The 25,178-nt window shown below is 57.8% G+C and carries 21 protein-coding genes; 12 read left to right on the forward strand and 9 right to left on the reverse strand.

Translation table 11 applies throughout. The features are described from left to right. Nucleotides 1-37: 37 nt before the first annotated feature. The 9 genes from QOX26_RS06115 to QOX26_RS06155 all read left to right on the forward strand — a co-directional run bounded on the left by QOX26_RS06115 (nt 38) and on the right by QOX26_RS06155 (nt 8,574). Nucleotides 38-1,159, forward strand: a complete 1,122-nt coding sequence (locus QOX26_RS06115; protein WP_283674078.1) for an ABC transporter ATP-binding protein — start codon at nt 38-40, stop codon at nt 1,157-1,159. A gap of 50 nt (nt 1,160-1,209) precedes the next feature. Further along, entirely contained in the window at nt 1,210-2,442 is a 1,233-nt protein-coding gene (locus QOX26_RS06120; protein ID WP_283674079.1) for an ABC transporter substrate-binding protein, read from the forward strand. A gap of 294 nt (nt 2,443-2,736) precedes the next feature. Continuing rightward, entirely contained in the window at nt 2,737-3,171 is a 435-nt protein-coding gene (locus tag QOX26_RS06125; RefSeq protein WP_283674080.1) for a hypothetical protein, read from the forward strand. A gap of 22 nt (nt 3,172-3,193) precedes the next feature. After that, a complete protein-coding gene (locus tag QOX26_RS06130; RefSeq protein ID WP_283674081.1) occupies nt 3,194-4,192 on the forward strand; it encodes a LacI family DNA-binding transcriptional regulator in 999 nt (332 codons plus the stop codon). Nucleotides 4,193-4,222: 30 nt separating this feature from the next. Then, entirely contained in the window at nt 4,223-5,260 is a 1,038-nt protein-coding gene (locus tag QOX26_RS06135; RefSeq protein WP_283674082.1) for an endonuclease/exonuclease/phosphatase family protein, read from the forward strand. Between the two features lie 26 nt (nt 5,261-5,286). After that, a complete protein-coding gene (locus QOX26_RS06140) occupies nt 5,287-6,048 on the forward strand; it encodes an HAD family hydrolase (RefSeq protein ID WP_283674083.1) in 762 nt (253 codons plus the stop codon). Between the two features lie 128 nt (nt 6,049-6,176). Further along, entirely contained in the window at nt 6,177-6,875 is a 699-nt protein-coding gene (locus tag QOX26_RS06145; protein WP_283674084.1) for an MgtC/SapB family protein, read from the forward strand. 110 nt (nt 6,876-6,985) lie between these two features. Beyond that, on the forward strand, nt 6,986-7,900 hold the full coding sequence (locus QOX26_RS06150; RefSeq protein ID WP_283674085.1) for a DMT family transporter: 915 nt from the start codon (nt 6,986-6,988) through the stop codon (nt 7,898-7,900). Between the two features lie 296 nt (nt 7,901-8,196). After that, on the forward strand, nt 8,197-8,574 hold the full coding sequence (locus tag QOX26_RS06155; RefSeq protein WP_283674086.1) for a GNAT family N-acetyltransferase: 378 nt from the start codon (nt 8,197-8,199) through the stop codon (nt 8,572-8,574). 52 nt (nt 8,575-8,626) lie between these two features. Here the strand turns inward: QOX26_RS06155 and QOX26_RS06160 are convergent, their stop codons facing one another. Continuing rightward, complete coding sequence (locus QOX26_RS06160) at nt 8,627-10,717, reverse strand: heavy metal translocating P-type ATPase (RefSeq protein ID WP_283674087.1); 2,091 nt, start codon at nt 10,715-10,717, stop codon at nt 8,627-8,629. Nucleotides 10,718-10,729: 12 nt separating this feature from the next. On the opposite strand from QOX26_RS06160, the gene QOX26_RS06165 reads away from it, so the two are divergent. After that, nucleotides 10,730-10,891: a hypothetical protein gene (locus QOX26_RS06165; RefSeq protein WP_283674088.1), complete on the forward strand. Its 162-nt coding sequence runs from the start codon at nt 10,730-10,732 to the stop codon at nt 10,889-10,891. Between the two features lie 167 nt (nt 10,892-11,058). Here QOX26_RS06165 and QOX26_RS06170 read toward each other — a convergent pair whose 3' ends face one another. From QOX26_RS06170 to QOX26_RS06200, 7 genes are all read right to left on the reverse strand, one after another. Continuing rightward, nucleotides 11,059-11,742, reverse strand: a complete 684-nt coding sequence (locus QOX26_RS06170; protein WP_283674089.1) for a PHP domain-containing protein — start codon at nt 11,740-11,742, stop codon at nt 11,059-11,061. Between the two features lie 258 nt (nt 11,743-12,000). Beyond that, nucleotides 12,001-14,373 carry a glycogen/starch/alpha-glucan phosphorylase gene (locus QOX26_RS06175; RefSeq protein WP_283674090.1) on the reverse strand — a complete coding sequence of 791 codons (2,373 nt, stop codon included), beginning with the start codon at nt 14,371-14,373 and terminating at the stop codon, nt 12,001-12,003. After that, nucleotides 14,370-15,875 carry a 4-alpha-glucanotransferase gene (gene malQ / locus QOX26_RS06180; protein WP_283674091.1) on the reverse strand — a complete coding sequence of 502 codons (1,506 nt, stop codon included), beginning with the start codon at nt 15,873-15,875 and terminating at the stop codon, nt 14,370-14,372. Before malQ ends, QOX26_RS06175 begins: the two co-directional genes overlap by 4 nt. A gap of 16 nt (nt 15,876-15,891) precedes the next feature. Further along, nucleotides 15,892-16,722 (reverse strand): carbohydrate ABC transporter permease, encoded by an 831-nt coding sequence (locus tag QOX26_RS06185; protein WP_283674092.1) that lies wholly within the window; start codon nt 16,720-16,722, stop codon nt 15,892-15,894. Next, entirely contained in the window at nt 16,719-17,561 is an 843-nt protein-coding gene (locus QOX26_RS06190; protein WP_283674093.1) for a carbohydrate ABC transporter permease, read from the reverse strand. The genes QOX26_RS06185 and QOX26_RS06190 overlap by 4 nt, the downstream gene beginning before the upstream one ends. Before the next feature lie 74 nt (nt 17,562-17,635). Further along, on the reverse strand, nt 17,636-18,979 hold the full coding sequence (locus QOX26_RS06195; RefSeq protein ID WP_283674094.1) for an ABC transporter substrate-binding protein: 1,344 nt from the start codon (nt 18,977-18,979) through the stop codon (nt 17,636-17,638). A gap of 181 nt (nt 18,980-19,160) precedes the next feature. Beyond that, on the reverse strand, nt 19,161-20,201 hold the full coding sequence (locus QOX26_RS06200; RefSeq protein ID WP_283674095.1) for a LacI family DNA-binding transcriptional regulator: 1,041 nt from the start codon (nt 20,199-20,201) through the stop codon (nt 19,161-19,163). Nucleotides 20,202-20,598: 397 nt separating this feature from the next. Between QOX26_RS06200 and QOX26_RS06205 the strand changes: the two genes are divergently transcribed. Continuing rightward, nucleotides 20,599-21,387, forward strand: a complete 789-nt coding sequence (locus tag QOX26_RS06205; RefSeq protein WP_283674096.1) for a TIM barrel protein — start codon at nt 20,599-20,601, stop codon at nt 21,385-21,387. Nucleotides 21,388-21,639: 252 nt separating this feature from the next. Further along, nucleotides 21,640-24,276, forward strand: a complete 2,637-nt coding sequence (locus QOX26_RS06210; protein ID WP_283674097.1) for an S-layer homology domain-containing protein — start codon at nt 21,640-21,642, stop codon at nt 24,274-24,276. Between the two features lie 121 nt (nt 24,277-24,397). On the opposite strand, the gene QOX26_RS06215 is transcribed toward QOX26_RS06210, so the two are convergent. Then, nucleotides 24,398-25,009, reverse strand: a complete 612-nt coding sequence (locus QOX26_RS06215) for an inorganic diphosphatase (protein ID WP_283674130.1) — start codon at nt 25,007-25,009, stop codon at nt 24,398-24,400. Nucleotides 25,010-25,178 lie beyond the last annotated feature (169 nt).

Raw genomic sequence — 25,178 nt, forward strand, 5'->3', positions numbered from 1 at the left:
GGAATGGGATTACATATCTGACAAAGGAGTTTCGGGAATGAGCAAAATCGAACTGAAGCATATTGATAAGTTTTACGGCAAAAACCACATCCTCAAGGACGTGGAGCTGACCATTGAGGACGGCGACTTTATGACCCTTTTGGGGCCGTCCGGCTGCGGCAAGACGACGACCCTGCGCGTGGTTTCCGGTTTGGAAAAACCCCAGAACGGCACGATTTACATGGACGGCAAGGAGATTGTCAACGCCGCCGAGGCGCACTTTGCACCCCCGTCCGAGCGCGGGCTCAACCTCGTTTTCCAGTCCTACGCGCTGTGGCCGCACATGACCGTGCGCGAAAACATCGCCTTTGGTCTGAACATTAAGAAAATGTCCAAGGAAGAGGTCAACAAGCGCGTGACCGATGCGCTCGAGCGCATGCAGATCGGTCAGTACATTGACCGCTACCCCTCCGAGCTGTCCGGCGGCCAGCAGCAGCGCGTTGCCATCGCCCGTGCGATTGCGTCCGAACCCCGCCTGCTGCTGCTTGACGAGCCGCTGTCCAACCTTGACGCAAAGCTCCGCGTTGACATGCGCTCCGAGCTCAAGCGCCTGCACACCGAGACCGGAACGACCATGATTTACGTTACCCACGATCAGGTCGAGGCGCTGACCATGTCCACCAAGATTGCAATTTTCAAGGAAGGCGTCATCATTCAGGTCGCGCCGCCGCTGGAATTGTACAACAACCCCGCAAACCTGTACGTGGCCGACTTCATCGGCAACCCGCGCATCAACTTTGTCGACGTCAAGGCGACGGTCACGGCCGCCGGCATGGAAATCGACGGCGCGGCAGGCAAGCTGTCCTTCCCGAAGAGCGATATGACCCCGGGCGCGCCGACGAGCGGCACGTTCGACGCGGTGCTCGGCATTCGTCCCGAGCAGGTCACAATCAATACCGAGCGCCAGTCCCCCGACGACATCGAAGCGAAGATTTACACCTCGATGCCCGCAGGCTCGGAAACGCTGGTCACGGCTAAGATGTGCGGCGTGTCCATGGTCATTAAGGCACTGGGCATCACCCATTACAGCCCCGATCAGACGGTGTATCTGTCCATCGATCCGAAGAAAATCAATGTGTTTGACAAAAAGAGCGAGAACCTGATTAAGTACTCTGTGTGATGGAATATCGCACCAAAATATGAAAAGAGAGCGAGTAAGGAGGCAAATTTATGTTACAGCACAAACGATGGTTCGCCGGCACGATGGCGGCGGTAATGGCACTCTCACTGACCGCATGCGGTGGTGGCGGCAGTGACGCGGCAGACCCCGGCGCAGCGGTCGACCCCAACCAGGAGGCAGCTTCGGGCCAAGCTGAGCTGACACCGTGGGAGCAGTCCTCCGGCATTTTCAACACCGACGAGACCGACGACGAGCTCTACGAACTGGCCAAGGCAGAGGGCAAGGTCACGCTTTACTCCATTTCCTCCCGCTGCACCAAGGTTGCAGAAGCGTTCAACGCGAAATATCCGGGCGTGGTGTGCGAACCGTTCGATATTTCAACCAATGAGCTGCTCGAAAAGGTCACCCGCGAATACGATGCAGGCCAGCACGTGGCCGACGTCGTACATATTAAGGATCAGGACGGCTCGCTCTACAACGAGTACATTCTGGAAAAGAAGTTCTATAACTATCAGCCGGCGGCGATTATGGATCACATCGATGCGAAGCTGCGCGAGACGCAGACCCCGTTGTACATCGAGCTGACCCAGCTGTTCTACAACAGCGAAGCCAATCCCGACGGCCCTCCGGTAACGAACATTTGGGAAATCACCCAGCCGGAGTGGAAGGGACGCCTGATGATGCAGAACCCGCTGGACAACATCTCCTGGGGTTCGTGGATTACCGGCTTCTGCGTGGGCGATGCACCGGCGCAGCTCGAGGCCGCTTATAAGGAGCTGACGGGCGAAGACCTCGTGCTGTCCGACGGCTGCGAGAACGCAGGCTATGAATTCCTCAAGCGCCTGCATGACAATTCCCCGATTTTCACCTCGTCCTCGGACGAAATCGCCGAATCAGTCGGCACAAAGGGTCAAGCAAATCCGCCGATCGGCTTCTGCGCGTCCTCTAAGCTGCGCAAGAACAAGGATAACGACTGGTGCCTCGCGCCGATCAATCTGACGCCGACCACCGGTATTCCGGCCATCAACACCGTATACGTCGTCGAGGGCTGCGAGCATCCGAACGCTGCAAAGCTGCTGATTCGCTTCATGATGGGCGGCACAGACGGCGACACCAGCGGCTATGATCCCTTTAACACGCTCGGCGGCTGGCCGGTGCGCGATGACATCGAACCCGCTGAAGGCTCTACCCCGTACAGCGAAATCAACGTTTCCGACTTTAACCCCACCGACATCTATGACAATATCAACCCTGTGCGTGATTTCTGGACGCTCTTGGGCTGATTCGATTGAAACGTTCGTTTCAATCGAGTGTTCCGGCTTCGAACCGCGCCCTTCGGGCACAATTCTTCGCCGGTTTGTATGAAATCCGAGGCGCATGTCCCCGGATTTCATGAAAATCGCAACGCGATTTTCTATTAAAATGCGCACGGCGCAGGGTTCCAATGAAGCGGAGCTCCGTTGGAACGGATTCTATAATTGCGATGGTTGCTTTCCGGCGGGGATGACCCGCCGGGAACGACCACTTCCCCGCCCGCGCCGCCCGGCGGCGTGTGTAATGATTGGAGAAAGATAGCTATGGCGCTTTTTGTTACCAAGGAGGGCAAGCGCAAAAGTCCCATCGTGATGATGTGCTTCCTGCTGTCCCTCGTCTTTGCGGGCGTGTTCGGCGCGGCCTATGCGCTGCTGGTCGGACCGATGTACCGCCATCTCTACTTTGGCAGCGACCTCATTTCAACCACGGTTCACTGCATTTTAATTGCCCTGATCGGCACCGCGGTGTGCTGCGTGTTCTTCCTGCTGCACGATAAACGCATGGTGCCGTACAGCTTTGTCGGACTTGCCGTGCTTGTGCTGACGTTCTATGTGGCGGCGTTTCAGCTGGAACCTGCCGCACGCGCTACCATGCTGTATGTGGTTTCCCTGTATGGCCTTGCCCCGGTTTTGCTCGGCAACGCCGTTTCCTGGAGTATTTACTTGAAAATCCGCAAGCCTGCCCCGCAGGCTGACTGAATAGAAAGAGGAGGTCGCAGGCATGAAGCGTGTGACCATCAAGGACGTCGCCGTGCGTGCGGGCGTCAGCTTTGCGACCGTGTCGCGCGTGCTTGACGACCGCCCCGAAATCAGCGATGCAACCAAGGCGCGTGTGCGCGCCGCCTGCGCCGAAATGGGTTATGTGCCCAACAAGGCCGCACGCGGACTGGTCATGAAAAATACCAAAACGATCGGGCTCATCGTTCCCGATATTTCGAACCCTTATTTCTCCGGCTTGGGACTCTCGGTCGAGATGCGTGCGCGGGAGAACGGGTATCGTGTGCTGCTCTGCAATTCGCTGCGCGAAGAAGCGCGCGAAACCCTCGTGCTGGACAGCCTGCTTTCACAGCAGATCGATGGCCTGATTATCGCGCCCGTCTCGCCCGGCTCCCAGCGCAAGCTGGAGCACGCGCTGGGGTCTACCCCGCGTGTGTATCTCGGCAACAACCATGACGATCAGTGCAGCTATGTTGTGGTAGACAACAAGCGCGGCGCGTATGAAGCCACGCGGTATCTGCTCTGCCTTGGCCATCGCGATATTGCCTTTCTCGGCGGCCGTGAGGGCTCGCGCACGCGGCACTTCCGTATCGCGGGTTTCCGCAAGGCGATGGAGGAAGCCGGACTGTCCGGCCGCGAATATCCCAGCCCTGCTGAGGGCGATTCCTACCAGCACAACCACGCGCGTGCGCTGCAGCTTTTCCGCGAAGGCCCCCTTCCCCATGCGATTTTCGCCTATTCCGACCGCATTGCGCTTTCCGTGCTGCAGGCGGCCGAGGAGTGCGGCGTGCGCATTCCGGAGGATGTTTCGCTGCTCGGCTTCGATAATATCGACTTTGCCGGCCTGCCCCGCATCAATTTGACCACCGTTTCACAGCACAAGGCCGAGCTTGGCCGCCGCGCCGTTGATCATCTGTTCGCACAGATTGCGGGCGATATGACGCCGGTTGCCGATATCCTCGAGCCTGAGCTGATTATCCGTGACACCTGCCGCCGCCGCTGACGGCGAGCCGCCAAAAGGGGGAAAACCATCATGCTGACAATCGAACCGACGCTCCGGCTGCGCATGGCCGAGCGGCTCGAGCGCGAGCCGCAGTGTGCGCTGATGGATGCCATACCGCAGTTTGCGCAGGCCGAAATTTGCACCCTGTGTCCGCCGCCCGCACCGGACGGCATGCTGCGCACACTGGTATTCAACATGGAGCGCGGCGTAAACCTACAGGAAACAATCGATTTTTTGCGATTTTGCCCCAAAATTCAACCGTTTGACCTGATTCTCGCCAACGAATTGGACGATGGCTGTAACCGCTCGGGAGGGCGCGACACTGCGCGCGAAATCGCCGAAGCGCTCGGCCTGAACTACGTATTCGGGTTGGAATTCATCGAATTGACCGACCCAACCCACCCCAAGGGCTATCACGGCAACGCGGTGTTTTCGCGCTACCCCATCGTCTGGGCCGAAACGCTGCGCCTGCCCGAAAGCTATAACTGGTACTTTGACCGACAGCGCCGCATCGGCGGCCGAAACGCCGTGCTGGCAAAGCTCGACGTGGGCGGAAAACCGGTCGGCGTCGCGTCGATTCATCTGGAAAACCGCACGGACGGTGCAGGGCGGCTCGCGCAGATGCAGGCCGTGCTGGACGAGTGCATGCGGGTATTCCCCGGTATGCCGGTCATCCTGGGCGGCGACCTGAACACCAACACCTTTGACGGACGCGACAAGCAGGAAATCGGCAAACTGGCCGAATGCCCTGCGCTGCAGCAGGAACAGATGGCGCATGTGGACGAATTTGAGCCGCTGCTGCCCCTGTGCGAGCGAGCGGGTTACGCGTGGCGGCGGGCATCGGGCGGCGGCGAGCCGACCCGGCGCAAACCCCTGCCGGACGGCAGCACACTGCCCATGCGGCTCGACTGGATTCTGCCGCGCGGACTGATAACGATGGACAGCCGTGTGGTCTCCACCAAAACGGAGGACTGCGGCTTTGCCCCGGCGGACAGCGCACTTGCCGCCTTCACCGGCGAAGAGCTAAGCGACCACAACGCAGTTTGGGCAGCGCTCAAGCTGCGATAAAAACAATAAAAGGAGGGACTTACAACATGTTCGACACCATTCTGTTCGACATGGGGGGCACCCTGGAGGACATCTGGTACAATGCTGAAACAACGGAGGCCGTCACCACGAGGCTGATGGAGACCCTGCACCGGCACGGTTTGGACACAAGCTGCAACGCCATCACCTTCTGGAACCGCGTCAATGCCGGTGTGGTGCGTTATAAAAAGTGGAGCGAGGAAAACGCGCTCGAAAAGAAGCCAGAGGAGATCTGGCCGGACTATTATCTGGCGGATTTCGCACTCGACCGAGACAAGGTTGCCGCCATTGCCGAGGAGTTGGCCGACCTGTGGGAGGTCACCTACTACCATCGCGAGCTGCGCCCCGGCGTGGCAGAGGCATTGCAGGCGCTGCAGGAGCGCGGCTATAAGCTGGGTGTGATTTCCAACACCGCGTCGCTGTATTCCGTGTTTAACGTGCTCGAGCGGTACGGTATCCGCGATTATTTTCAGGATGTAACGCTGTCAAGCGTGACCGGCTACCGCAAGCCGCATCCCGGTATTTTTGAAGTTTCCCTGCGCCAGATGCAGTCCGAGCCGAAAAACTGCGTTTACGTGGGCGATACCCTCTCGCGCGACGTCATCGGCGCAAAGCAGGCCGGCTTTGGCGCGGCCATTCAAATCAAATCCTTTCTGTCCCAAAAGAAGGATGTCGGCGTAGCTCCCGATTGCCAACCCGACTGTGTGGTGGACAGTATTCTGGGTGTGGTCGAGTATCTTGACCGCGTCAATCCCAACGGCCCGGCATAAGCCGGGGACAGATTGTTTCGCTAAACTCTCTACTCTTTCTCCTTTTTCATCCAGTGTGAGCCGCGTCCCGAACTACGGGGCGCGGCGTCCACGTATTTCCGGGGAAATCATGAGGAGGTGAAAACCACGTGGGTCAAATCACGATTGTTGATATTATTCTGCGGCTGCTGGCAGGCATGGGCGTCGGTCTGGCAGTCGGCGCACAGCGGGCGCGCTCGTCGCACCCGGCGGGCATCCGCACGCATATGTTGGTCGCGCTCGGCTCGTGCGTGGTGATGATTATAAGCTGCATCCTCTATTATCAGACACATGTAGAGTTCGGCACCGCACCCGATCCCGCCCGTCTGGGTGCGCAGGTCATTAACGGCATCGGCTTTCTCGGCGCGGGCGCAATTCTGCGCGAGGGCTTCACCGTGCGCGGTCTGACGACGGCGGCGAGCGTCTGGTCGGTCGCCTGTCTCGGTCTTGCGGCTGGTATGGGTTATTATTGGCTGACGTTTCTGGGCACGGCAGCGGTGTTCTTTACGCTCGTGTCGTTTGACGGCATTCAGCAGCGCGTGCGCACCGGCAACCGTCCCGAGCTTGAAATGGAGCTGGAGTGCGAGCACATGGGCGATGTATTAGTCGAGCTCAACCGATTGGCGGAGCATTATTTTGCAACGCTCATCGACCTGTCGTTCGGCCGCACCAAGCACAATACGTACATTATTTCTTTTCGTGCGAATTTCCCGGTCAAGGGCTTTGAGACCGCGCAGCATGAGTTTTTGCAGCATCTGGCCACCGCGCCGGGACTCATGCGGATGGAAAACCGCAGGGATGCCATGTAAAACCAAAGAAAAGCGCCCCGTTTTCATAAACGGGGCGCTTTGTGCGCTTGCAGGGGCGCGGAAGCTATGCTACAATGGGAAAATACGCATAGTTTGGGGGGAAATGATTCATGAAAGTAAAAGGTCCTTTGCTCCTGCTGTTGGCGGCAATGATTTGGGGCGTGGCGTTTGTGGCGCAGAGCGTCGGCATGGACCATGTCGGTCCGTGGACGTTTTTGTGTGTGCGCTCGCTGATTGCGGGCGTATCGATGCTGCCCGTGGTCGCGGTGCTCAGCCGAAGCGGCACTGCGCCGAAACAAGCGGCGGAGGAGCGCCGAAACAGCAGAAAAACTCTGCTGACGGGCGGAATTTGCTGCGGCACGGTGCTCGGCGTGGCGAGCATTTTGCAGCAGATCGGCCTGCAGTACACCTCGGTCGGCAAGGCCGGTTTTTTGACCGCGTGCTACATCTTAATCGTGCCGCTGCTCGGCCTTCTGCTTGGCCGCCGCTGCGGCAGACTCGTGTGGTGCGGCGTTGCCGTTGCGCTGCTCGGTCTGTATTTTCTATGCTTCAAGGACGGGTCACCGCTCAATTTCGGAGACATTCTGGTCTTTATTTCGGCCACCATGTTTTCGGGACATATCCTGCTGATTGACCATTTCATCCCGCTGTGCAACGGTGTCAAGATGTCGTGCATCCAGTTTTTCGTCTGCGGCGCGGTGGCGCTGCTTGGTATGCTCGTGTTCGAAGAGCCTTCCCTGCCCCAGCTGCTCGCCGCATGGAAGCCGCTGCTCTATGCAGGCGTGCTGTCGAGCGGCGTGGGATACACCATCCAAATCATCGGTCAGCGCGGCATGAACCCGACCGTCGCGTCGCTGATTATGAGCCTTGAATCGGTTTTTGCGGTGCTCGCGGGCTGGCTGATTCTGCACCAGCACCTGTCGGGGCGCGAGATGCTCGGCTGTGTGCTCGTGTTCGTGTCCATCGTGCTTGCGCAGCTGCCGGAGGGCAAAACCAAGTGTGCTGAGCATGCTCAGGCGGAATAGCAAGCAATTCATTTTGATATGGAGGGAAACAGCATGGCGGTCAGCATTGTGGACGGCAGCAGGTATTTAGGGCAACACCGCACAATTCGCGGCTAGCGCCTTAAGCGCACGCTTGCTTGCATCTTTTCCGTCATATGCGCCAAAAATGCTCGCCAATACACAAAGTATTTGCTGCGCTTTTTGACACATCTGGCAAAAAATCTGACTGCGCAATCCCGCACTTAGAATTGTGCGGTGTTGCCCTAGACGAAGTGAAGCAGCTCATTCTCGAGTATACGCGCCTTTAAAACCGCGATTTGCATTTTCAGCACATCGAGCAGGAGCTTGAGGATCTGCAAAGCAAATACGCCGCCCCGAACGGACAGATACTGGTGGCACTGACCGAGGAAGGCACTGTCATCGGCTGTGTGGCGTTTCGCAGGCTGACGGAAAAACGCTGCGAAATGAAGCGGCTGTACGTGAAGGAGGCGTTTCGCAAGCTGAAGGCGGGACGCGGACTTGGGGAAGCGATTCTTGCCTCGGCCAAGGCGCAAGGCTATCAGGAAATGGTGCTCGATACGATAAAACCGCTGCAAGGGGCGGTTCATTTGTATGAAAAGCTGGGGTTTGAGCAAATCCCCGCGTATTATGACAACCCGATGGACGACGTGATTTACATGCGCCGCGCACTGTAACAACAGAAAAGAGGGAGACTGCCGCGGCAGCCTCCCTCTTTTTTAGCATGGATTATTTCTTGTAAAGCAGCCGAATCGAGTTCAAAACACACAGCATGGCAACGCCGGAATCGGCAAACACGGCAAGCCACATCGAGGCGATGTTCATAAAGCCGAGCACCATGACGAGCGCCTTGACCGCGAGGGCGAAAATGATGTTCTGCCGCGCGATTTTGCCGGTTTCCCGCGCGATAGACACGGCGGTCGGCACAGCGGACAGCTCGGAGTTCATGAACACCACGTCAGCCGCTTCGATGGCCGCATCCGCGCCCGAGCCCATCGCCGCGCCGACGTCCGCACCCGCAAGCACGGGTGCATCGTTGATACCGTCGCCGACGAACATCACAGCGCCGTTTTTCGCCCGCAGGTCGCCCAGCGCGTCGAGCTTGTCGCCCGGCAGCAGACGGGCGCGCACCTCGTCGATGCCGACGGTGGCGGCAACTGCATCCGCGCTGTCCTCCGCGTCGCCGGTCAGCATCGCGGTGTGCAGACCCTGCCGCTTCATGCGCGAAACCGCATCCTGCGCGTCGTCCTTAACCGTGTCGGCAATCGAAATGTGGCCGATCAGCCGTCCGTCCGCGGCGAGCAGCACCTCGGTGCTCCCCTTCTCACCCTGATAGCCAGAAAGGTCGATGTTGTACCGCTGCATCAGCTTTTTGTTGCCGCAAAGCACAGTTTTATCAGAAATTTGTGCCGAAACACCCTCGCCCGCCTGCTCGCGCACATCGGATACCGGCAGAGGCTGCACGCCCTGCTCGGCTGCCGCCGCGAGGATGGATTTTGCAATCGGGTGGGTCGAGGCGGCTTCGCAGGCCACAGCCAGCGCGAGCAAATCCTCTGCCCGCTGTCCGTCGACTGGAACGACCTGCTGCACAACGAAATTGCCCTTGGTAATCGTGCCGGTTTTGTCCATGACAATGGCCTTCACGTCGGCGAGCGCCTCGAGCGAAACGCCGCCCTTAAACAGGATGCCGCGCTTCGAGCCTGCGCCGATGCCCGCGAAATAGGTCAGCGGAACGCTCAAAACGAGCGCACAGGGGCACGAAATGACCAGAAAAGTGAGCGCGGTGTACACCCATTTCGACCATTCCCCTGTTATAAAGCCGGGGATGAGCGCGGTCAGCAGTGCGACGAGCACGACGGCCGGCGTGTAAACGCGCGAAAAGCGTGTGATGAAGCGGTCGAGCTTGGGCTTTTGCGCGGCGGCGTTCTCAACGCTGTCGAGAATGCGCGTGACCATGCTTTCGGACAACTCGTGCGTGACGCGCAGGCAGAGCAGGCCGTCGACGTTGACGCAGCCGGACAGCACGCTGTCCCCCGCCGCGGCACGCACCGGTACCGGCTCGCCCGTGATGGCCGAGGTGTCCAGACGGCTTTCGCCCTCGACGACCTCGCCGTCAAGCGGTACGCGGTCGCCCGGTCGGACGAGCACCAAATCGCCCACGCGCGCTTCGCCCGCGGGAATGGTGCGTGTTGCGCCGTTTTCGCGCAGTTCAACCGTTTCGGGGCGCAAATCGACCGCGTCCATAATCTGGCGGCGGCTGCGTTCGACCGCGCGATCCTCAAAATACTCGCCGATGCGGTAAAACAGCATGACACCGACCGCCTCGGCGTACTCGCCGATGACGACCGCGCCGATGGTCGCGAGCGACATGAGGAAGTTTTCGTCAAACACGCGGCCCTTTGCGATGTTTCGCACCGCTGTCCACAGCACGCGCCAACCGAGAATGAGGTAGGACGCGAGCAGACAGACGAGCTTGACGGGGGAGGGCAGCGGCAGCGCCATACCTGCGAGCAGGAGCGCCGCGCCCGCGCCGATTTCAAGCAGCGGATGACCGCCCGAGACTTCTTCGTCCTCGTCCTCCGGGGCGAGCACACGTGCTTCGCTCTCGATCGACGAACAGATTTCGCGGATGCGGGGGAGCAGTGCGTCCGGGTTGTCGCCGGTCACGTGAAGCTTGCGGGTTTCGTAGACGAGAACGCAGTCGGAAACGCCGTCCAGACCGCTGATTTGGTGCTGCATTTGCGATGCGCAGTGCGCACAGCCGAGGTTTTGCAGGGTATAAATGCATTTTTTGCCGCCCGCGCGGCGATGAGTGTCCACAGGAGCAGGGGAGTGGTGATTGTGAGCATGCTCAGCGTGTTCGTGATGGTCGTGCCCGCAGGCGCAATGCTCGCCGTGGTCGTGCTCATGGTGGTCGTGTCCGCAGGCGCATGCCTCGCCGTGGTCGTGCTCATGGTGGTCGTGCCCGCAGGAGCAGGCCTGCTTTCCATTTAATTCTGCCATGGAGTCGTCCTCCTTATCAACAATATATGAATACTTGCTCATATGTTCATGTATTCATATTAATCCTGCGGCGGGGTTTTGTCAATAGGGTATGCAGAAAATCACACGGCATGAATGCACAAAAAAAGAGGAGGGCAAAACCTCCTCTTTTGACGGATTCAATGCTCGTCGTTCGGCTCAATCAGGGTGTAGTTGCCCGAACGCAGCAGCTGTGCAAATTCGACGCTGTTCCGGGGCAGCGTGTCGCTCAAAATGCCGGACGCGCCCTCGTCGCCGGGACGGTGGCAATCCGATCCCGCGGTCATAATCAGACCGTGTTCCTCGGCATAGGCGCGGGCGAGGTCGTTGCGGCTGTCGTGGCGGGGATTGATGTTGAGCACCTCAACGCCATCCAGATATTCGGCCGGAGCGGGGGTGCATTTGTTGCGGAACGGATGCGCCTGCACGAGCAGTGCGCCGTCTGCGCGGTATTTCGGGACGAAGGCAGCCAGTCCCTCGCGGATGACCTGATCCGGATCGGCGAGCAGGTCGTGGCTGAAGCCGTAGAGCAGATAATCGTTGTTGGATTCGTCAAAACGCAGCTCCGCGCCCTCGTAAATCAGGATGCCGTACTTTTCGGCTTCGCGCTTTAAACGGCGGTAGCCGAGCAGAAACGCATCGGTTTTGCTGCCGGGCGCGGTCAGGTCGATATCGGCATAGTCGAAGCATTCGCGGTTATAGTGGTCAGTGACACAGATGGCGGAATAGCCGGCGGCCGAGTAGGCCTTCATGAGCGCCTGCGCGCCCAGCCAGCCGCAGTGGCTGATGTAGGTGGTGTGCAGATGGGTCTCGATTTTATACATGATAGCCCTCCAGATGCAAAACCGTAAACGTTTGCGTTTCGTTCTGTGATTATCATAACGCAAATTTCCCAAAATGTCAAGGGCGGGGGGAGCGTATCGAAGAAAAACTCTTCCGCAGGGAAAAACACGACGATAAATAACAAAAAGGCAGGACAAGTGCCTGCCTTTTTCTCCTTCAATCGCGCCGCCGCAGCGCAGAAACGGGGGTGTCGAGCCGTTTCCGCGGGAGCGGTACCCATAGGAGGGACTGGGTCCCCCTTATCGTGCGGTGGACTCGATCTTCCAAATATCGCTCGCGTACTCCGCAATCGCCCGATCGGACGAGAATTTGCCGCAGGTGCAGATGTTGCGCCAGCCCTTGCGCGCGAAGGCGATTTCATCGCACGTATCGCGGTTGACGGTCAGCTTTGCGTCCAGATAGCGCCCAAAATCGAGCAGCAGGTAATACTGGTCGGGATTGTGCCACGATGCGCCCTTGAGAATCGAGTCGTACAGCTCCTGAAAATATCCCGTGCCGCCGTCGTCAAGCGTGCCGTCCACAAGCGCGTCGAGCACGCGGCGGATGCGGCTGTCCGACTGGTAGAGCGCGTTCGGGTCGTAGTCCGCCGCGCGGTCGTGAATTTCCTCAACATGTGCGCCGAAAATATAGTTGGCCTCCAGTCCCGCTTCCTCGACAATTTCGACGTTCGCGCCGTCGAGCGTGCCGAGCGTGACCGCGCCGTTCGCCATCAGCTTCATGTTGCCGGTGCCGCTGGCTTCGGTGCCCGCGGTTGAAATCTGCTCGGACACGTCGGCCGCCGCAATGATTTGCTGCGCGGCCGTTACATTATAATTGGGCACAAACACCACGCGGATTTTTCCCGCGACGGCAGGGTCGGCCGCAATCAGGTCGGACACCGCGCCAATCAGCTTGATGATGCCCTTGGCACGCAGATAGCCGGGCGCGGATTTGCCCGCGAAAAAGAAGGTGGTCGGCGCAAAATCGGAGAGCTCGCCGCTTTTTATCTCAAAATACAGCTCCAAAATCGCCAGAATGCCCAGCAATTGGCGCTTGTACTCGTGAATGCGCTTGATTTGCACGTCAAAAACCGTGTCGGGATCGACCTCGATGCCGTGCACGCGCCGCAGCCACGCGGCAAAGGCCTGATGGCGGGTTTTCTTTATTGAAATAAACTCCCGCAGCACGCCTTGGTCGTTTTCAAAGGACAGCAGCTCACGCAGGGCGGACAGGTCGGTCAGCCAGCGCTCTGAGCCGAGCAGGCGGGTGAGCAGCGCCGACAATTCAGGGTTTGCGAGCGCCAGCCAGCGGCGCTGGGTGATGCCGTTGGTCTTGTTCTGGAAGCGCTCGGGGTAGACGGCGTACCAGTCGGCGAGCACGCTGCTTTTGAGGATTTCGGTGTGCAGCCGCGCGACGCCGTTGACGAAACGCCCTGCGTAAACCGCAAGATCGGCCATGTGCGCCGCGTCCCCCCGGGTAATGGACATGCGGGAAATGCGGTCGGCAGGCACGCCGCGGTCGGTCAGCTCGCGGTGCAGGCGGGCGTCAATCTGCTCGATGATGGCGTACATGCCGGGCACGGCGCGTTCAAGCAAGTCCTTCGGCCAGGTTTCGAGCGCCTCGGGCATGACGGTATGGTTGGTGTAGCAGAAGACCGCGCGAGCGATTTCAAATGCGTCGTCGAAGGAAAGCCCCTCGTTTTTCAGCAGGCGAATCAGCTCGGGAATGGCGAGCACGGGGTGCGTGTCATTGAGCTGCACGGCGTGCAGGGCGGCAAACTGCAAAAAATCTGTGCCGTGCACGCGCTTGTAGGCGCGCACCATGTCCTGCAGCGAGGCCGAGGAGAAGAAATACTCCTGCTCCAGCCGCAGAATCTTGCCCTCGTCGCTCGAGTCGTTCGGGTATAGCACCCGGGAAATATCCTCGGCACGGTTTTTGGCTTCAACCGCGCCGTCGTAATCCTGATCGTTAAAGCGCATGAAATCAAAGGGAATCAGCGGCTCCGCCTGCCACAGGCGCAGCGTGCCGATGTTGTGCGTGCCGTAGCCGATGACCGGCATATCGTACGGCACGGCGCGGACGGTGTGCCGCCCGAAGGCAACCTCAACCGCTTCCTCGTCGCAGCGCACCGACCACGGGTCGCCCCAGTGCGTCCAGTCGTCCGGCTGTTCCTTTTGAAAACCCTGCTCGATCTGCTGCTTGAACAGACCGTAGCGGTAGCGGATACCGTAGCCGTCAAGCGGGAGCGACAGGGTGGCGGCCGAGTCGAGATAGCAGGCGGCGAGCCGTCCCAAACCGCCGTTGCCGAGCGCGGCGTCCTCAACCGACTCCAGTTCCTCAAGCGAGGCGCCCTGCGCGCGCAGCAATTCTTCGACCTCCTGCGTCATGCCAAGGCAGAGCAGGTTGTTGAAAATTGCGCGGCCGACGAGAAATTCTGCCGAAAGATAAAATGTATGGCGTGCGGCGGCGTGCGCCGCGCGGCTGGTGCGCCAATCGGCGGAAATGACGTTCATCATCGCGCGTGACAACGCCATGTGCAGCTCGTTTGGACTGGCTTCGGCGGCCGTTTTGTGATATTCGCGCAGCAAAAATGTGTCCAGTGCGGTTTGTACGGCCTTCATTCGTTCGGTCATTTGGATTCCTCCTTTGATGCATCGGGTGGAAGACGGCGGTAAAGCGCGGTATCGTGATATAGCCGCCGCGTAAGGGTTTCGGTGAACGCGCCCGGACGCATGCGCCACGTCCAGTTGCCGCCGAGGGTGGACGGAGTGTTCATCCGCGCCTCGCTCCCAAGGCCGAGCACGTCCTGCATGGTGACGATGGCGGTGTCGCCCGCGCTCGCCCAGACGGCACGCATCACGCCCCAGTTCCAACCCTCTTCGGCGGTCAGGCGCAGATAGGCGCGGGCAAAGGCGGCGTCCTCGGAAGGCGCGGTCTGCATCCAGCCGTTGATGGTATCGTTATCATGCGTGCCCGCATAGACCACGCAGTTTTTGGTGTAGTTGTGGGGCAGATAGTCGCTGTCCTCGCGGCTGTCAAAGGCAAATTGCAGCAGCTTCATGCCCGGAAAACCCGATTCCAGCAGCAAACGGCGCACCGAATCGGTCAGATAGCCCAAGTCCTCCGCGATAATCGGTCGCGCGCCGAGCGCATCGTGCAGGGCGCGAAACAGCTCCATGCCCGGCCCCTGCCGCCAGCGGCCGTTTTTCGCGTCCGCATCGCCCGCGGGCACGGCGTAATAGGTGTCAAAGCCGCGGAAATGGTCGATGCGCAGCACGTCGAACAGGTCAAACTGCCGCCGCACGCGCGAAATCCACCACGAATAGCCCTCGCGGGCGTGCGCGTCCCAGTCGAACAGGGGATTGCCCCAAAGCTGCCCCTTGTCGGTAAAGCCGTCGGGCGGCACACCGGCAACCTCGGTCGGGCGCAGCGACGCGTCAAGCTGGAACAGACCGGGGTTTGCCCACACATCGGCGCTGTCCGCCGAAACGTAGATAGGCAAATCGCCGATGATGCGCACGCCAAGGCCGTTTGCGTAGGTCTTGAGCGCCGCCCACTGCCGGAAAAACAGGTACTGCGCCGCGCGGCAGAGCGACATTTGGTAAGCATGCTCAAGCCTTGCAGCCTCAAGCGCCTGTCGCTCGCGGAAGCGCAGCCCAAGTTCCCATTCGGACCACGGTGCGCCGCCGTGTGCCGTCTTGAGGGCGAAAAACAGCGCGTAATCCTCAAGCCAGTCGGCGTTTTCGGTGCAGAATGTGTCAAAATCCTCGTTTTCTGTTTCCAGCAGCCGTGAGCATGCTCGGTCGAGCACCTCGAAACGGTGCTGATAGAGCAGGCCGAAGTCCACGTGCTCCGCGTCCTGTCCCCAGTCTATGGTCTGGTATTCGGCGGGGGCAAGCAGGTGCTCGTCGCACAGGGTGTCGAGGTCAATCAGGTACGGATTGCCCGCGAAGGTCGAAAACGACTGGTAGGGCGAGTCGCCGTAGCCGGTCGGGCCGACGGGGAGAATCTGCCAAAATGTCTGCCCGGCCTCGTGCAGGCGGTCGACAAAGGCACGTGCCTCAGCGCCCAGCGTGCCAACGCCCCAACGGGACGGCAGCGAGGTAATGTGCAGCAAAATGCCGCTTGTTCGCATAAAAAACCCCTCCTTTTCAGCCCTTGACCGCGCCCGCGGCCACGCCCTTGATGATGTGCTTTTGCAGCGCCAGATAAAAAACGATGATCGGCACGATGGCGAGCACAAGCATTGCCATCATCGCGCCCCAGTCGATCGAGCCGTAGCCGCCCTTGAGGTATTGGATGGCGATGGGCAGGGTTTTGTATTTTTTCTGGTTGAGCACGAGCAGCGGCAGCAGATAGTCGTTCCAAATCCACATCGTTTCCAGAATGCCGACCGAAATCAGCGTCGGCCGCAGCATGGGCAGCACGGCGAAGAAGAAGGTCTGCGTGGGTGAGCAGCCGTCAATCATCGCGGCCTCCTCGACCTCAATCGGAATCGACCGCATGAAGCCGCAGAACAAAAACACGGCCAGACCCGCACCGAAGCCCAGATAAACCGGCACAATGCCGATGGGCGTGTTCAAACGCAGCAAATCGGTCACCTTGGACAGGGGAAACATGACCATTTGGAAGGGCACAACCATGGCAAACAGGCATAGCGTATAGAAAATGCGGCTGAACGGCCCGGGCACGCGCGTGATATACCACGCGCACATTGAGGTGCACAGTAAAATGACAGCGACCGACACGGTTGTGATAAACACACTGTAGCCGAATGCCCGCCAGAAGTCAATTTTTTCGATGCCAGAGGTGTAGTTCTCCAGCCCGACAAAGGTGTCGGCGTTGGGCAGAGCGAAGGGATAGCGGTTAATATAGGCCTTGCGCTTGAAGGAGTTCATCAGCACAATCAGAATCGGTGCGATATACACGACCGAAATGACCGAAAACAGAATGGTCAGCGCGGGATTTCGCCTTTTCTTCATTGCTGCACCTCCCGCGAGCGGGTCAGGCGTGTCTGAATCATGGCAAGCAGGGCGACGAGCAGGAAGAATACGACCGCCTTGGCCTGTCCCACGCCCTCCCAACCGGCACGGCCGTAGAAGGTGTTATAAATGTTCAGCGCGAGCAGCTCGGTCATCTGCGAGGGTTGACCGGCGGTCAGCGCAAGGTTCTGGTCGAACAGCTTGAAGGAATTGGTCAGCGTCAGAAAGGTGCAGATGGTGATGGCAGGCATCGACATCGGCACGGTCACGCGGAAGAGCAGCTGCCGTCCGTTCGCGCCGTCAATGCGGGCGGCCTCGTACAGCGCGTCCGGAATGGACTGCAGACCCGCGATATAAATAATCATCATATAGCCGATCTGCTGCCAGCACATCAGCACGACCAGTCCCCAAAAGCCGTAAACGCTGCTGTAGGTCAGCGTACGCCCGAATATGCTCAGAATGCCGTTAAAAATCAGCTGCCAGATGTAGCCCAGCACGATGCCGCCAATTAAATTGGGCAGAAAAAACACCGCGCGGAATACATTGGTGCCGCGAAAGCTGCGTGTGAGCAACAGAGCGGCCGCAAAGGCCAGCACGTTAATCAGCACAACGGTGACCGCGGTAAACGCCGCCGTAAACCACAGCGAGTGCAGAAAAACACCGTCACCCGCGAGCGCGCGGTAATTGGCAAGGCCGGTAAACTGCGCGTCGGAAATGGTTGTAAAGCGGCAGAAAGACAGATAAATGCCCAGAATAAACGGCACGAAAAAGCCGATCACAAAGGCGGCAAGCGTCGGCAGTGCGAATAGGGCAAAGGTTTTTTTGATGGCCTTTTCCATTGGATACGCTCCTTTTCCGGGGATAAACTGCAGAAAACGGACGGTTTTGTGCGTCCGTTTTCTGCAAATTCAGATTAAGCTGCGGGATTCGAGGCCTGATACTCGGTTTTCCAGCCTTCGACAAAGGCGGTTTGAACCGCATCCCACTTGCCGGTGCCCTGCGCGTATTCGAGCAGCGCCGCGCCCACGCCGTTTTTCCAGGTTTCGCTCGGCATGGTCGTGAAGCACCAGTCAACCGGGGTGTGACCGACTTCAATGTCCTCGCGCGCGGCCTCAAGCAGCGGGTTATCGGGTGCATACTGGTCGGTAAAGCCGCGGAACGGGCAGACAAAGCCCATGTCGGTCAGCGCGGTCTTGCCCTTGTCGCTCGTCACGCACCAGCTGAGGAAGTCGAGCGTTGCCATGATGTCCTCATCCTTGGCCTTTTTGTTGACGCACCAGTAGTTTTCCGAACCGGTGCACAGACCTTGATTTTCCTCGCCGGGCACGCCGATATAAATCGGCATCATGCCGATGTCGTCATCCTCGACCTCATAGCCGGTGATGTCGTTCCACGCCCACGTGCCGTTCTGATAAAACACGGCTTCGCCCATGGCGAACTCCGCCGCCGCGTCGTCACCCGTTTTGCTTGACAGCAGGGCAGGGGCGCAGGTTGCGTTTTCGATATACAAATCCCAAACCGCGCGATAGTTGTCCAGATATTTGCCCTCAATCGCATCGGTCGTGGATAGGCTGCGGTCGCGGTACTCATAATAAACAGGAATGTTCGCAAGGTGGGTCTTGAAGCGCCAGTCGGAGGACGAATCCATGCCGGCCGAGGTGAACGCGCCCTTGACGCCCAGCTCGTCGCGCCGCGCCTGAATATCCTCTGCAACTGCCTTCAGCGTGGAAAAGTTGTTGATTTCGCTTGCGTTTTTGATTTTTGCATTGTCCAGCTCGCAGTATTTGCTGAGCAGTTCCTCGTTGTAAATCAGACCGTAGGTCTCGGTCACATAGGCAACGCCCGCGATTTGGTCACCGTTTTTCAGCGCGAAGCTGTCGCTGGTCAGCTCGGAAACCACGTCCGAGCCGGACAGGTCGTAGCAGTAGGCCTTCCACGCGGCAAGGCCGACAGGGCCGTTGACCTGAAACAGGGTGGGCGCTTCGGATTTTGCCATTTCGCTCTTGAGCTGCTGCTCGTAGCCGCCGGAAGCCGCGGTCACAACGGTGACGGGCACGCCGGTCTCGTTAGTGTAGGCATTGGCCAGTGCGGTCCACTGATCGGCCTGCTCGGGCTTGAAGTTGAGGTAATAGACCGCGCCCTTTGCGGTCGGTGTGCCGGTTTCACCGGCGTTGGAATTGGTGTTGTTTCCGCAGCCGGCTGCCGCGCCGGCAAGCATGGCCGCGCACAGTCCAAGTGCGAGAAGATTCTTTCGCATCGTTTGTTCCTCCTCATAGATTGAGCACAGGTTGCATCGACAGGTAGCATATGCCGAATTTGGTGTGTTCATACGAAAAAAACCCGCAGAAGCGGGCTTTTTTAATGGGGGCAAAAAGGCAGGCACATGTCCTGCCTTTTTGAGAATTCTATGTCGCTGCGCTCTGGAGGACGGGGAAATCTTACACATTTTCGGCGCAGACGATGCTCATTGCGCCGAGGGCGGGGGTTTGCGCGGGTGTTTTGCCTTTTTGCAGCATCTCGCGGAGCAGCATCAGCGGCTGATAGCCCTGTCCGTATAAATCCTGTGAGATGGTCAGGTCGAGCCGCCCTTCGCGCAGCAGGCGTTTGGTCGATTCGGACACATCGTGCGCGATGACGCGGATAAGGCCGGTTTTGCCCGCCGCGCCGATGGCCTCGCAGCACCCGGTGACGCTGCGGTTGGCCATGTACACCGCGGCAAGATCGGGCGTGCGCGCAATCGCTTCGAGCACCCTGCGGCGGGTGACGGCGTAGTCATTGTAGGTCTCAACGACCTCAATATGTCCGGTTTGGAAGCCTTTTTCGTGCAATCGGCTGCAAAAGCCGTCCAGTCGGCGGCGGTGGCCGTCAAACTCCAGATTGCCGCACATGGCGAGCACCCGCGCGTCGGGCGGCACGCATTTGCTCATCAGTTCGCCCGCAATGCGGCCGCTTTTCTCATAATCCTGCCCGACATAGCATACGCGGCGGCTGTGCGGCAGGTCGGAATTGAGCGTGACGACAGGCACGCCTGCGTCGGCTAACGCGCCGATTCGCGCTTCGACCGCAGGATCACCCACCGCGCACAGCGCGATGCCGTCCGCGCCCCAGTCGGTCAGGCGGTCAAGCAGCTCAATGACCTCACCCGGCAGCTCGGTGCAGCACTCCAGAAGCGAAACCTCGACCCCAAAATCGCGGAGCTCCTCCTGCGCCGCCGCAATGCCGCGGCAGACCTCGGTCTTGAAGCGCCCTGTCCAGCTCGGCAGTACCACGCCCAGACGAATCGGCCGGAAGCGTGCGGCTTCCACCATATGCAGATGTTTCTCGCGCGGGGACAGATAGCCCAGCTCGCGCATTGCGTCCAGCACGCGCTCGCGCACCTCGGTTTTGACATAGGAGCGGTTGTTCAGCACGCGGTCAACCGTGCCGCGCGACACGCCCGCCCGATCGGCGACCATTTGGATGGTCGGTTGTTTACCCATGAAAAATCCCTCCGCTGAAACTTGTTATCCACAGCATAGCACAAAAACCTGTGCACTGCACAGATTATTTTGCACGGACGCGCGGTCAAGGCCGCAGTCAGGGGTGTTTTGCAGTCCTCCGTGCAATTGCACACAAATGGGCGATGCACATATTTCTGCACATTCTTAAGCGGATATACCGCTAAAATCGTCGATGGTCAGCAGAATGCAAACCAAATAGTCCGCTGTGAGAGAAACGGTGCAATCGTCGAAAAGAACCAAAAACCCGCCGAAAAGTCTGGCGGGCAAGCGGGCGCACAGGAATTGACAGCCATCCGCCACCGCCCTATAATGAGGGCAGAAAGTAACAAAAGCACATAAATTGGGACAGCGGCACGCGCCGCAAGGAGGACATATCATGTTGAAACTCAACCGTTCGGCCTGCATCGAGCCGATGTACAGTGAAATTCCGTTCCTCGACCGTTTTCAGGCGGCCAAGGACGATAGCTTCGAGTTCGTCGAATTCTGGAGCTGGACCGACAAGGATTTGGACGCGGTCAAGGCGGCTGCCGAGAAGGCCGATATCGGCATTTCGGGCTTCAACGGCGACGCGGACTATTCGCTGATCGACCCCACCCATAAGGAGAAATACCTCGATTTCCTGCGCCAGTCGGTTGCCGCGGCACAGAAAATCGGCGCAAAGAGCGTCACCATCCACTCGAATGCGCTGGGCGACGGCGGTATTGTCGTCAACCACTACACCGAGCTGTCTGACACCGTTAAGCTGTGCTCGATGTACGATATGCTGCTCGAATGCGCCAAAATCGCGGAGGAAAGCGGCATTGCGATGAACCTCGAGCCGCTCAACATCACGACCGACCACGTCGGCAATTTCCTTGCGCACACGCAGATGGCGGCGGAGATGACCCGCCTGATCGGCTCGCCGATGCTCAAGGTGCTGTACGACGTGTACCATATGCAGCTCAACGAAGGCTCGCTGTGCGACACCATCCGCGCCAATGCCGATCAGCTCGGCCATATCCACGTTGCGGACGCGCCGGGACGTCACGAGCCGGGCACGGGCGAGATTAACTATAATAAGGTGTTCGACTGCCTGCAGGCGTGCGGCTATACCGGCCGCGTGGGCTTCGAGCTGTTCCCGGAGACCACGACTGCGGAGGCGGTCAAGGCAATCATGTCCTATTAAAATCAAAACGATGAAAGAGAGCCGCCGACCGGAGGCTCTCTTTTTCTGTGCGGGGGAGGGGATCGGTGCGTGCATCTTATATAATAAGGAAGAAAAACGGCGTATTGTTACAGGGTGCTGTAATACGCCGCGGGTAATATTACACCCGTGTTACATCGCGGGTCAAATGCTTGACGATGGCCAAATGAGTATGCTATGATTGACAACGTAAAAAGGGAGCAATCCCAAAAATATTAAGGAGGAACAACCCCTATGAAGAATCTCAAAAAGGTTCTCGCACTGGTACTGGCGTTCGCTTGCGCGTTCACCATGTTCGCTGGTGCAGCTTCGTTTACGGATCAGGCCGACATCAAGGCTGTTGATGCCGTAGCTAAGCTTTCGGCTCTGGGCGTTATCAATGGTAACCCGGACGGCTCTTTTAAGCCTGAAGGAACTGTTACCCGCGCCGAGATGGCCAAAATGATTTATGTTGTCCGCAACGGCGGCAACGACAATGCTGATTCCTACAAGAACATCGCTACTAAGTTTACCGATGTGAATGGTCACTGGGCTGCAGGCTTCATCAAGTACTGCGAAGCACAGAAGATCATCGCTGGTAAGTCTGCTACCATTTTCGATCCCGATGGACTCGTAACTGGTACTGAAGCTGCTAAGATGCTGCTTGTAACTGCTGGCTACCAGGCTGACAAGGCTGGCCTGATCGGCACTGGCTGGGATCAGAAGACCCTGGCCCTGGCTTCTGAAGCTGGCCTGCTGGACGACATGGGCGCTACCAATCTGGCAGCTGGCCTTCCCCGTCAGTACGCTGCTCAGATTATCAGCAACGCTCTGGATACTGACACTGTTGTTTGGAGCGCTGATACCTCTTCTTTCGAGAAGAAGGAAACCAATGTTCTCGAACTCCGCCCGACTGGCGAAGACAGCTCTCAGTGGGTTAACGTTGTAAAGAATGAGACCGTTGGCCAGAAGTACATGAAGCTTTCCACCTCTTCTGCTGGCATCTTGACTGCTGTCAACAAGGAAGATGCAAAGGACACCTTCACCGTTACCATTAATGGAACCGACTTTAAGAAGGTTGAGGCTGACTACTCTGATCTGATGGGTCAGAATGTTAAGGTCATGCTCAAGGATAACGATACCTCTAAGGTATACGGCATCTACGCTGATGATGACTCTAAGGTTGTAGCCTCTGGCTATGTTGGCGCTCTGGAACTGGACGGAACTGAGAAGGTCAAGCTGAACGGTACCTCCTACAAGCTGGATTCTGCTGACAACACGGGTGAAATCGTTATGACTGCCAACACTGATGAAGCTATGATGGGCTTCGATACGTTGGCTGATAAGGTTGTCAAGGGTTCTGTTGACAAGAACTACGCTGCTTCTTCGATCAAGCTCATCGACAATGATGGCGATGGCAAGGTTGACGCGGCTGTTTACTCTCCTGTTAAGGTTGGTAAGGTTACCGCTGTTTCCAAGTCTTCTATTACTGTTAACAACGGCATCAACACCGTTAAGTTTAAAGATGCAACCATCTATGATGGCGTAGCAAAGGACGACTATGTTGCGTTTACCTCTGAGGATAACCTGTCTGCTGACAAGGATCTGGTTGTAAAGCTGGATGTTACTTCTCAGAAGGTTTCTGGTACTCGTACTGGCGAAATTAAGGTTGACAACACTTGGGTTAAGCTTGCATCTAGCCTGACTGACGTGCCGACGAGCGGCAACACCTATGATATGGTTATCGTAGGCGGTGTGGTTCTGTTCTCTGACGAGACTGCTGCTGCTTCCAAGGATGTTCTGTACGTCTCTGGCGTAAAGGATTTTGACGCATATGTTGGCGAAACCAACGGCACTAAGGAAGTTCGCGCTTACTTTACCGATGCCTCTAACAAGACCGTTAAGGTTTCCAAGCTGGATGGTGAGAAGCTGACCACAAGCAATGAAGCTTCCGTTGCAGCAGCTAAGATGTATACCTACAGTGTTCTGTCTGATGGCACTTATGACATCAAGGCTCTGAGCAGCTCGAATAAGGCTGGTTATGACTCCGTTGCTTCCGGCACCACTGGCGGCTATGCTGACCAGAAGATTGCCGGCAAGTCTCCGACCGATGATGCTGTAGTATTTGTACAGACTGGCAAGGAAACCAAGGTTCTGACTGGCAAGCAGGTTAAGAACTGGAGTGATTCCGCTCTGACCACTACCTCCTTTGCTTACGCACTGAAGGAAAAGAACGGTATCAACTATGTTGCTCTGGCAGCACTGGTATCCGCCGCTGACTCTAGCGTACCGGGTGCAACCAAGGATACTATGTATGCTTACCTGACCTCTGACGGCTATAAGGCTGACAAGGACGGCGAGGATAAGGCCACCTATGAGGTTTGGACTTCTAACGGTGCAGAAACCCTGTATGCTGATACCGCAAGCGTTGTTTCTAATGCTGTTGCTGGCGCTGTAATTTCTTACAACGTAAATGGCAGCTACATTGAAAACATCAAGGTTAATGCTAACATTGAGAAGGCATTCTCCGAAGTTGCAATCACCGGCTTTGACTACAAGGCTAAGGGTGAGCTGTCCTTCGTTGCCGGCGCGGCTGTAAACTCTCTGATTGCCAAGGGCGCAAACCAGATCACTCTGGACGAGGATTGCGTATTCATCGGCATCAAGGACGAGGATACCGCAGGCGTTGAAGGCGCTACCATGGATCAGATTCAGCTTGCTAATGCAGGCAAGAACTCGACCAGCGATGCTGAGACTGTTCTTACCAACGCATACGTCGTAGTTGGCGGCGATGACGACAAGGTTATCGCAGTTATCTTCGATGCAGACAGCAATGAGCTGGATGCTGCTAAGGAACTTGTAAAGACTTCTGGCGATCTCTTTAGCGAGTAATAGCAATAGCTATAAAAGTCCCCGACTTCGGTCGGGGACTTTTTCTATGCCCGCGTGAGCGTCACCGCTGTTCCGCCCCCTCACCCGCGCAAAAAAGCCGCCCAATGGGCGGCTTTCCTCTTTACTTGCTCTTTTTCTGTGCTTCCTCCGCTTCGGGCGGGTAGGGCAGCACCGGCTTTGACCGGCTCGTCTTGCTCGGCCGCTTGCCGCAGAAATGTACCTGATAGCGCTCCATGCAGTCCTCAATGACCCCCATCGCTTCCTTGCTCGTCATTGCGTCCGAGGTCGTTGTGTGCTTATGCTCCAACCCCTTGTACACCTCGAAGAAATGCGCAATTTCGTTGGCGTAGTGCGGGGGCAGCTGGTCAATGTCGTGATAGAAATTCCAAGTCGGGTCCTCGCACGGAATGGCGATGATTTTATCGTCCACCTCGTCGTCGTCAATCATGCGGATAACCCCAATCGGATAGCACTTCACCATGATTAGCGGATCGAGTATCTCCGAACACAGCACAAGTACGTCGAGCGGATCGCCGTCGTCCGCGTAGGTGCGCGGGATGAAACCGTAGTTGGCGGGGTAGTGCGTCGAGGTGTATAGGATGCGGTCGAGCCGCAAAAGTCCGGTCACCTTGTCCAGTTCATATTTCTTTTTGCTGTAAGCGGGAATCTCAATCACAGCCATAAATTCCTTCGGCGTGATATGCTGGGGATCAATGTCATGCCAGATGTTCAAATTTTTCATTCCCTTCTCAATATTCACAGCAATAGTGTAGCAGATTACCCGCCTGTTCGCAAGCAAATTCCGTGTTTTCCGCCGCCGAACATCCGGAAATTGAGAACAAACCCGCCTTTTACTCAAAAGAAACAACCAAAAACACCGGAAAATCAGCAACTTTCGACGG

Origin of the sequence: Butyricicoccus sp. Marseille-Q5471, from assembly GCF_951230135.1 — a bacterium.
Taxonomy (GTDB): domain Bacteria; phylum Bacillota; class Clostridia; order Oscillospirales; family Butyricicoccaceae; genus Agathobaculum.

Excerpts from the sequence above, each read along its gene's own strand:
- QOX26_RS06115 (WP_283674078.1), top strand. The coding sequence starts at position 38 with ATGAGCAAAATCGAACTGAAGCATATTGATAAGTTTTACGGCAAAAAC.
- QOX26_RS06120 (WP_283674079.1), top strand. The coding sequence starts at position 1,210 with ATGTTACAGCACAAACGATGGTTCGCCGGCACGATGGCGGCGGTAATG.
- QOX26_RS06125 (WP_283674080.1), top strand. The coding sequence starts at position 2,737 with ATGGCGCTTTTTGTTACCAAGGAGGGCAAGCGCAAAAGTCCCATCGTG.
- QOX26_RS06130 (WP_283674081.1), top strand. The coding sequence starts at position 3,194 with ATGAAGCGTGTGACCATCAAGGACGTCGCCGTGCGTGCGGGCGTCAGC.
- QOX26_RS06135 (WP_283674082.1), top strand. The coding sequence starts at position 4,223 with ATGCTGACAATCGAACCGACGCTCCGGCTGCGCATGGCCGAGCGGCTC.
- QOX26_RS06140 (WP_283674083.1), top strand. The coding sequence starts at position 5,287 with ATGTTCGACACCATTCTGTTCGACATGGGGGGCACCCTGGAGGACATC.
- QOX26_RS06150 (WP_283674085.1), top strand. The coding sequence starts at position 6,986 with ATGAAAGTAAAAGGTCCTTTGCTCCTGCTGTTGGCGGCAATGATTTGG.
- QOX26_RS06170 (WP_283674089.1), bottom strand. The coding sequence starts at position 11,742 with ATGTATAAAATCGAGACCCATCTGCACACCACCTACATCAGCCACTGC.
- QOX26_RS06175 (WP_283674090.1), bottom strand. The coding sequence starts at position 14,373 with ATGACCGAACGAATGAAGGCCGTACAAACCGCACTGGACACATTTTTG.
- malQ (WP_283674091.1), bottom strand. The coding sequence starts at position 15,875 with ATGCGAACAAGCGGCATTTTGCTGCACATTACCTCGCTGCCGTCCCGT.
- QOX26_RS06185 (WP_283674092.1), bottom strand. The coding sequence starts at position 16,722 with ATGAAGAAAAGGCGAAATCCCGCGCTGACCATTCTGTTTTCGGTCATT.
- QOX26_RS06190 (WP_283674093.1), bottom strand. The coding sequence starts at position 17,561 with ATGGAAAAGGCCATCAAAAAAACCTTTGCCCTATTCGCACTGCCGACG.
- QOX26_RS06195 (WP_283674094.1), bottom strand. The coding sequence starts at position 18,979 with ATGCGAAAGAATCTTCTCGCACTTGGACTGTGCGCGGCCATGCTTGCC.
- QOX26_RS06200 (WP_283674095.1), bottom strand. The coding sequence starts at position 20,201 with ATGGGTAAACAACCGACCATCCAAATGGTCGCCGATCGGGCGGGCGTG.
- QOX26_RS06205 (WP_283674096.1), top strand. The coding sequence starts at position 20,599 with ATGTTGAAACTCAACCGTTCGGCCTGCATCGAGCCGATGTACAGTGAA.
- QOX26_RS06210 (WP_283674097.1), top strand. The coding sequence starts at position 21,640 with ATGAAGAATCTCAAAAAGGTTCTCGCACTGGTACTGGCGTTCGCTTGC.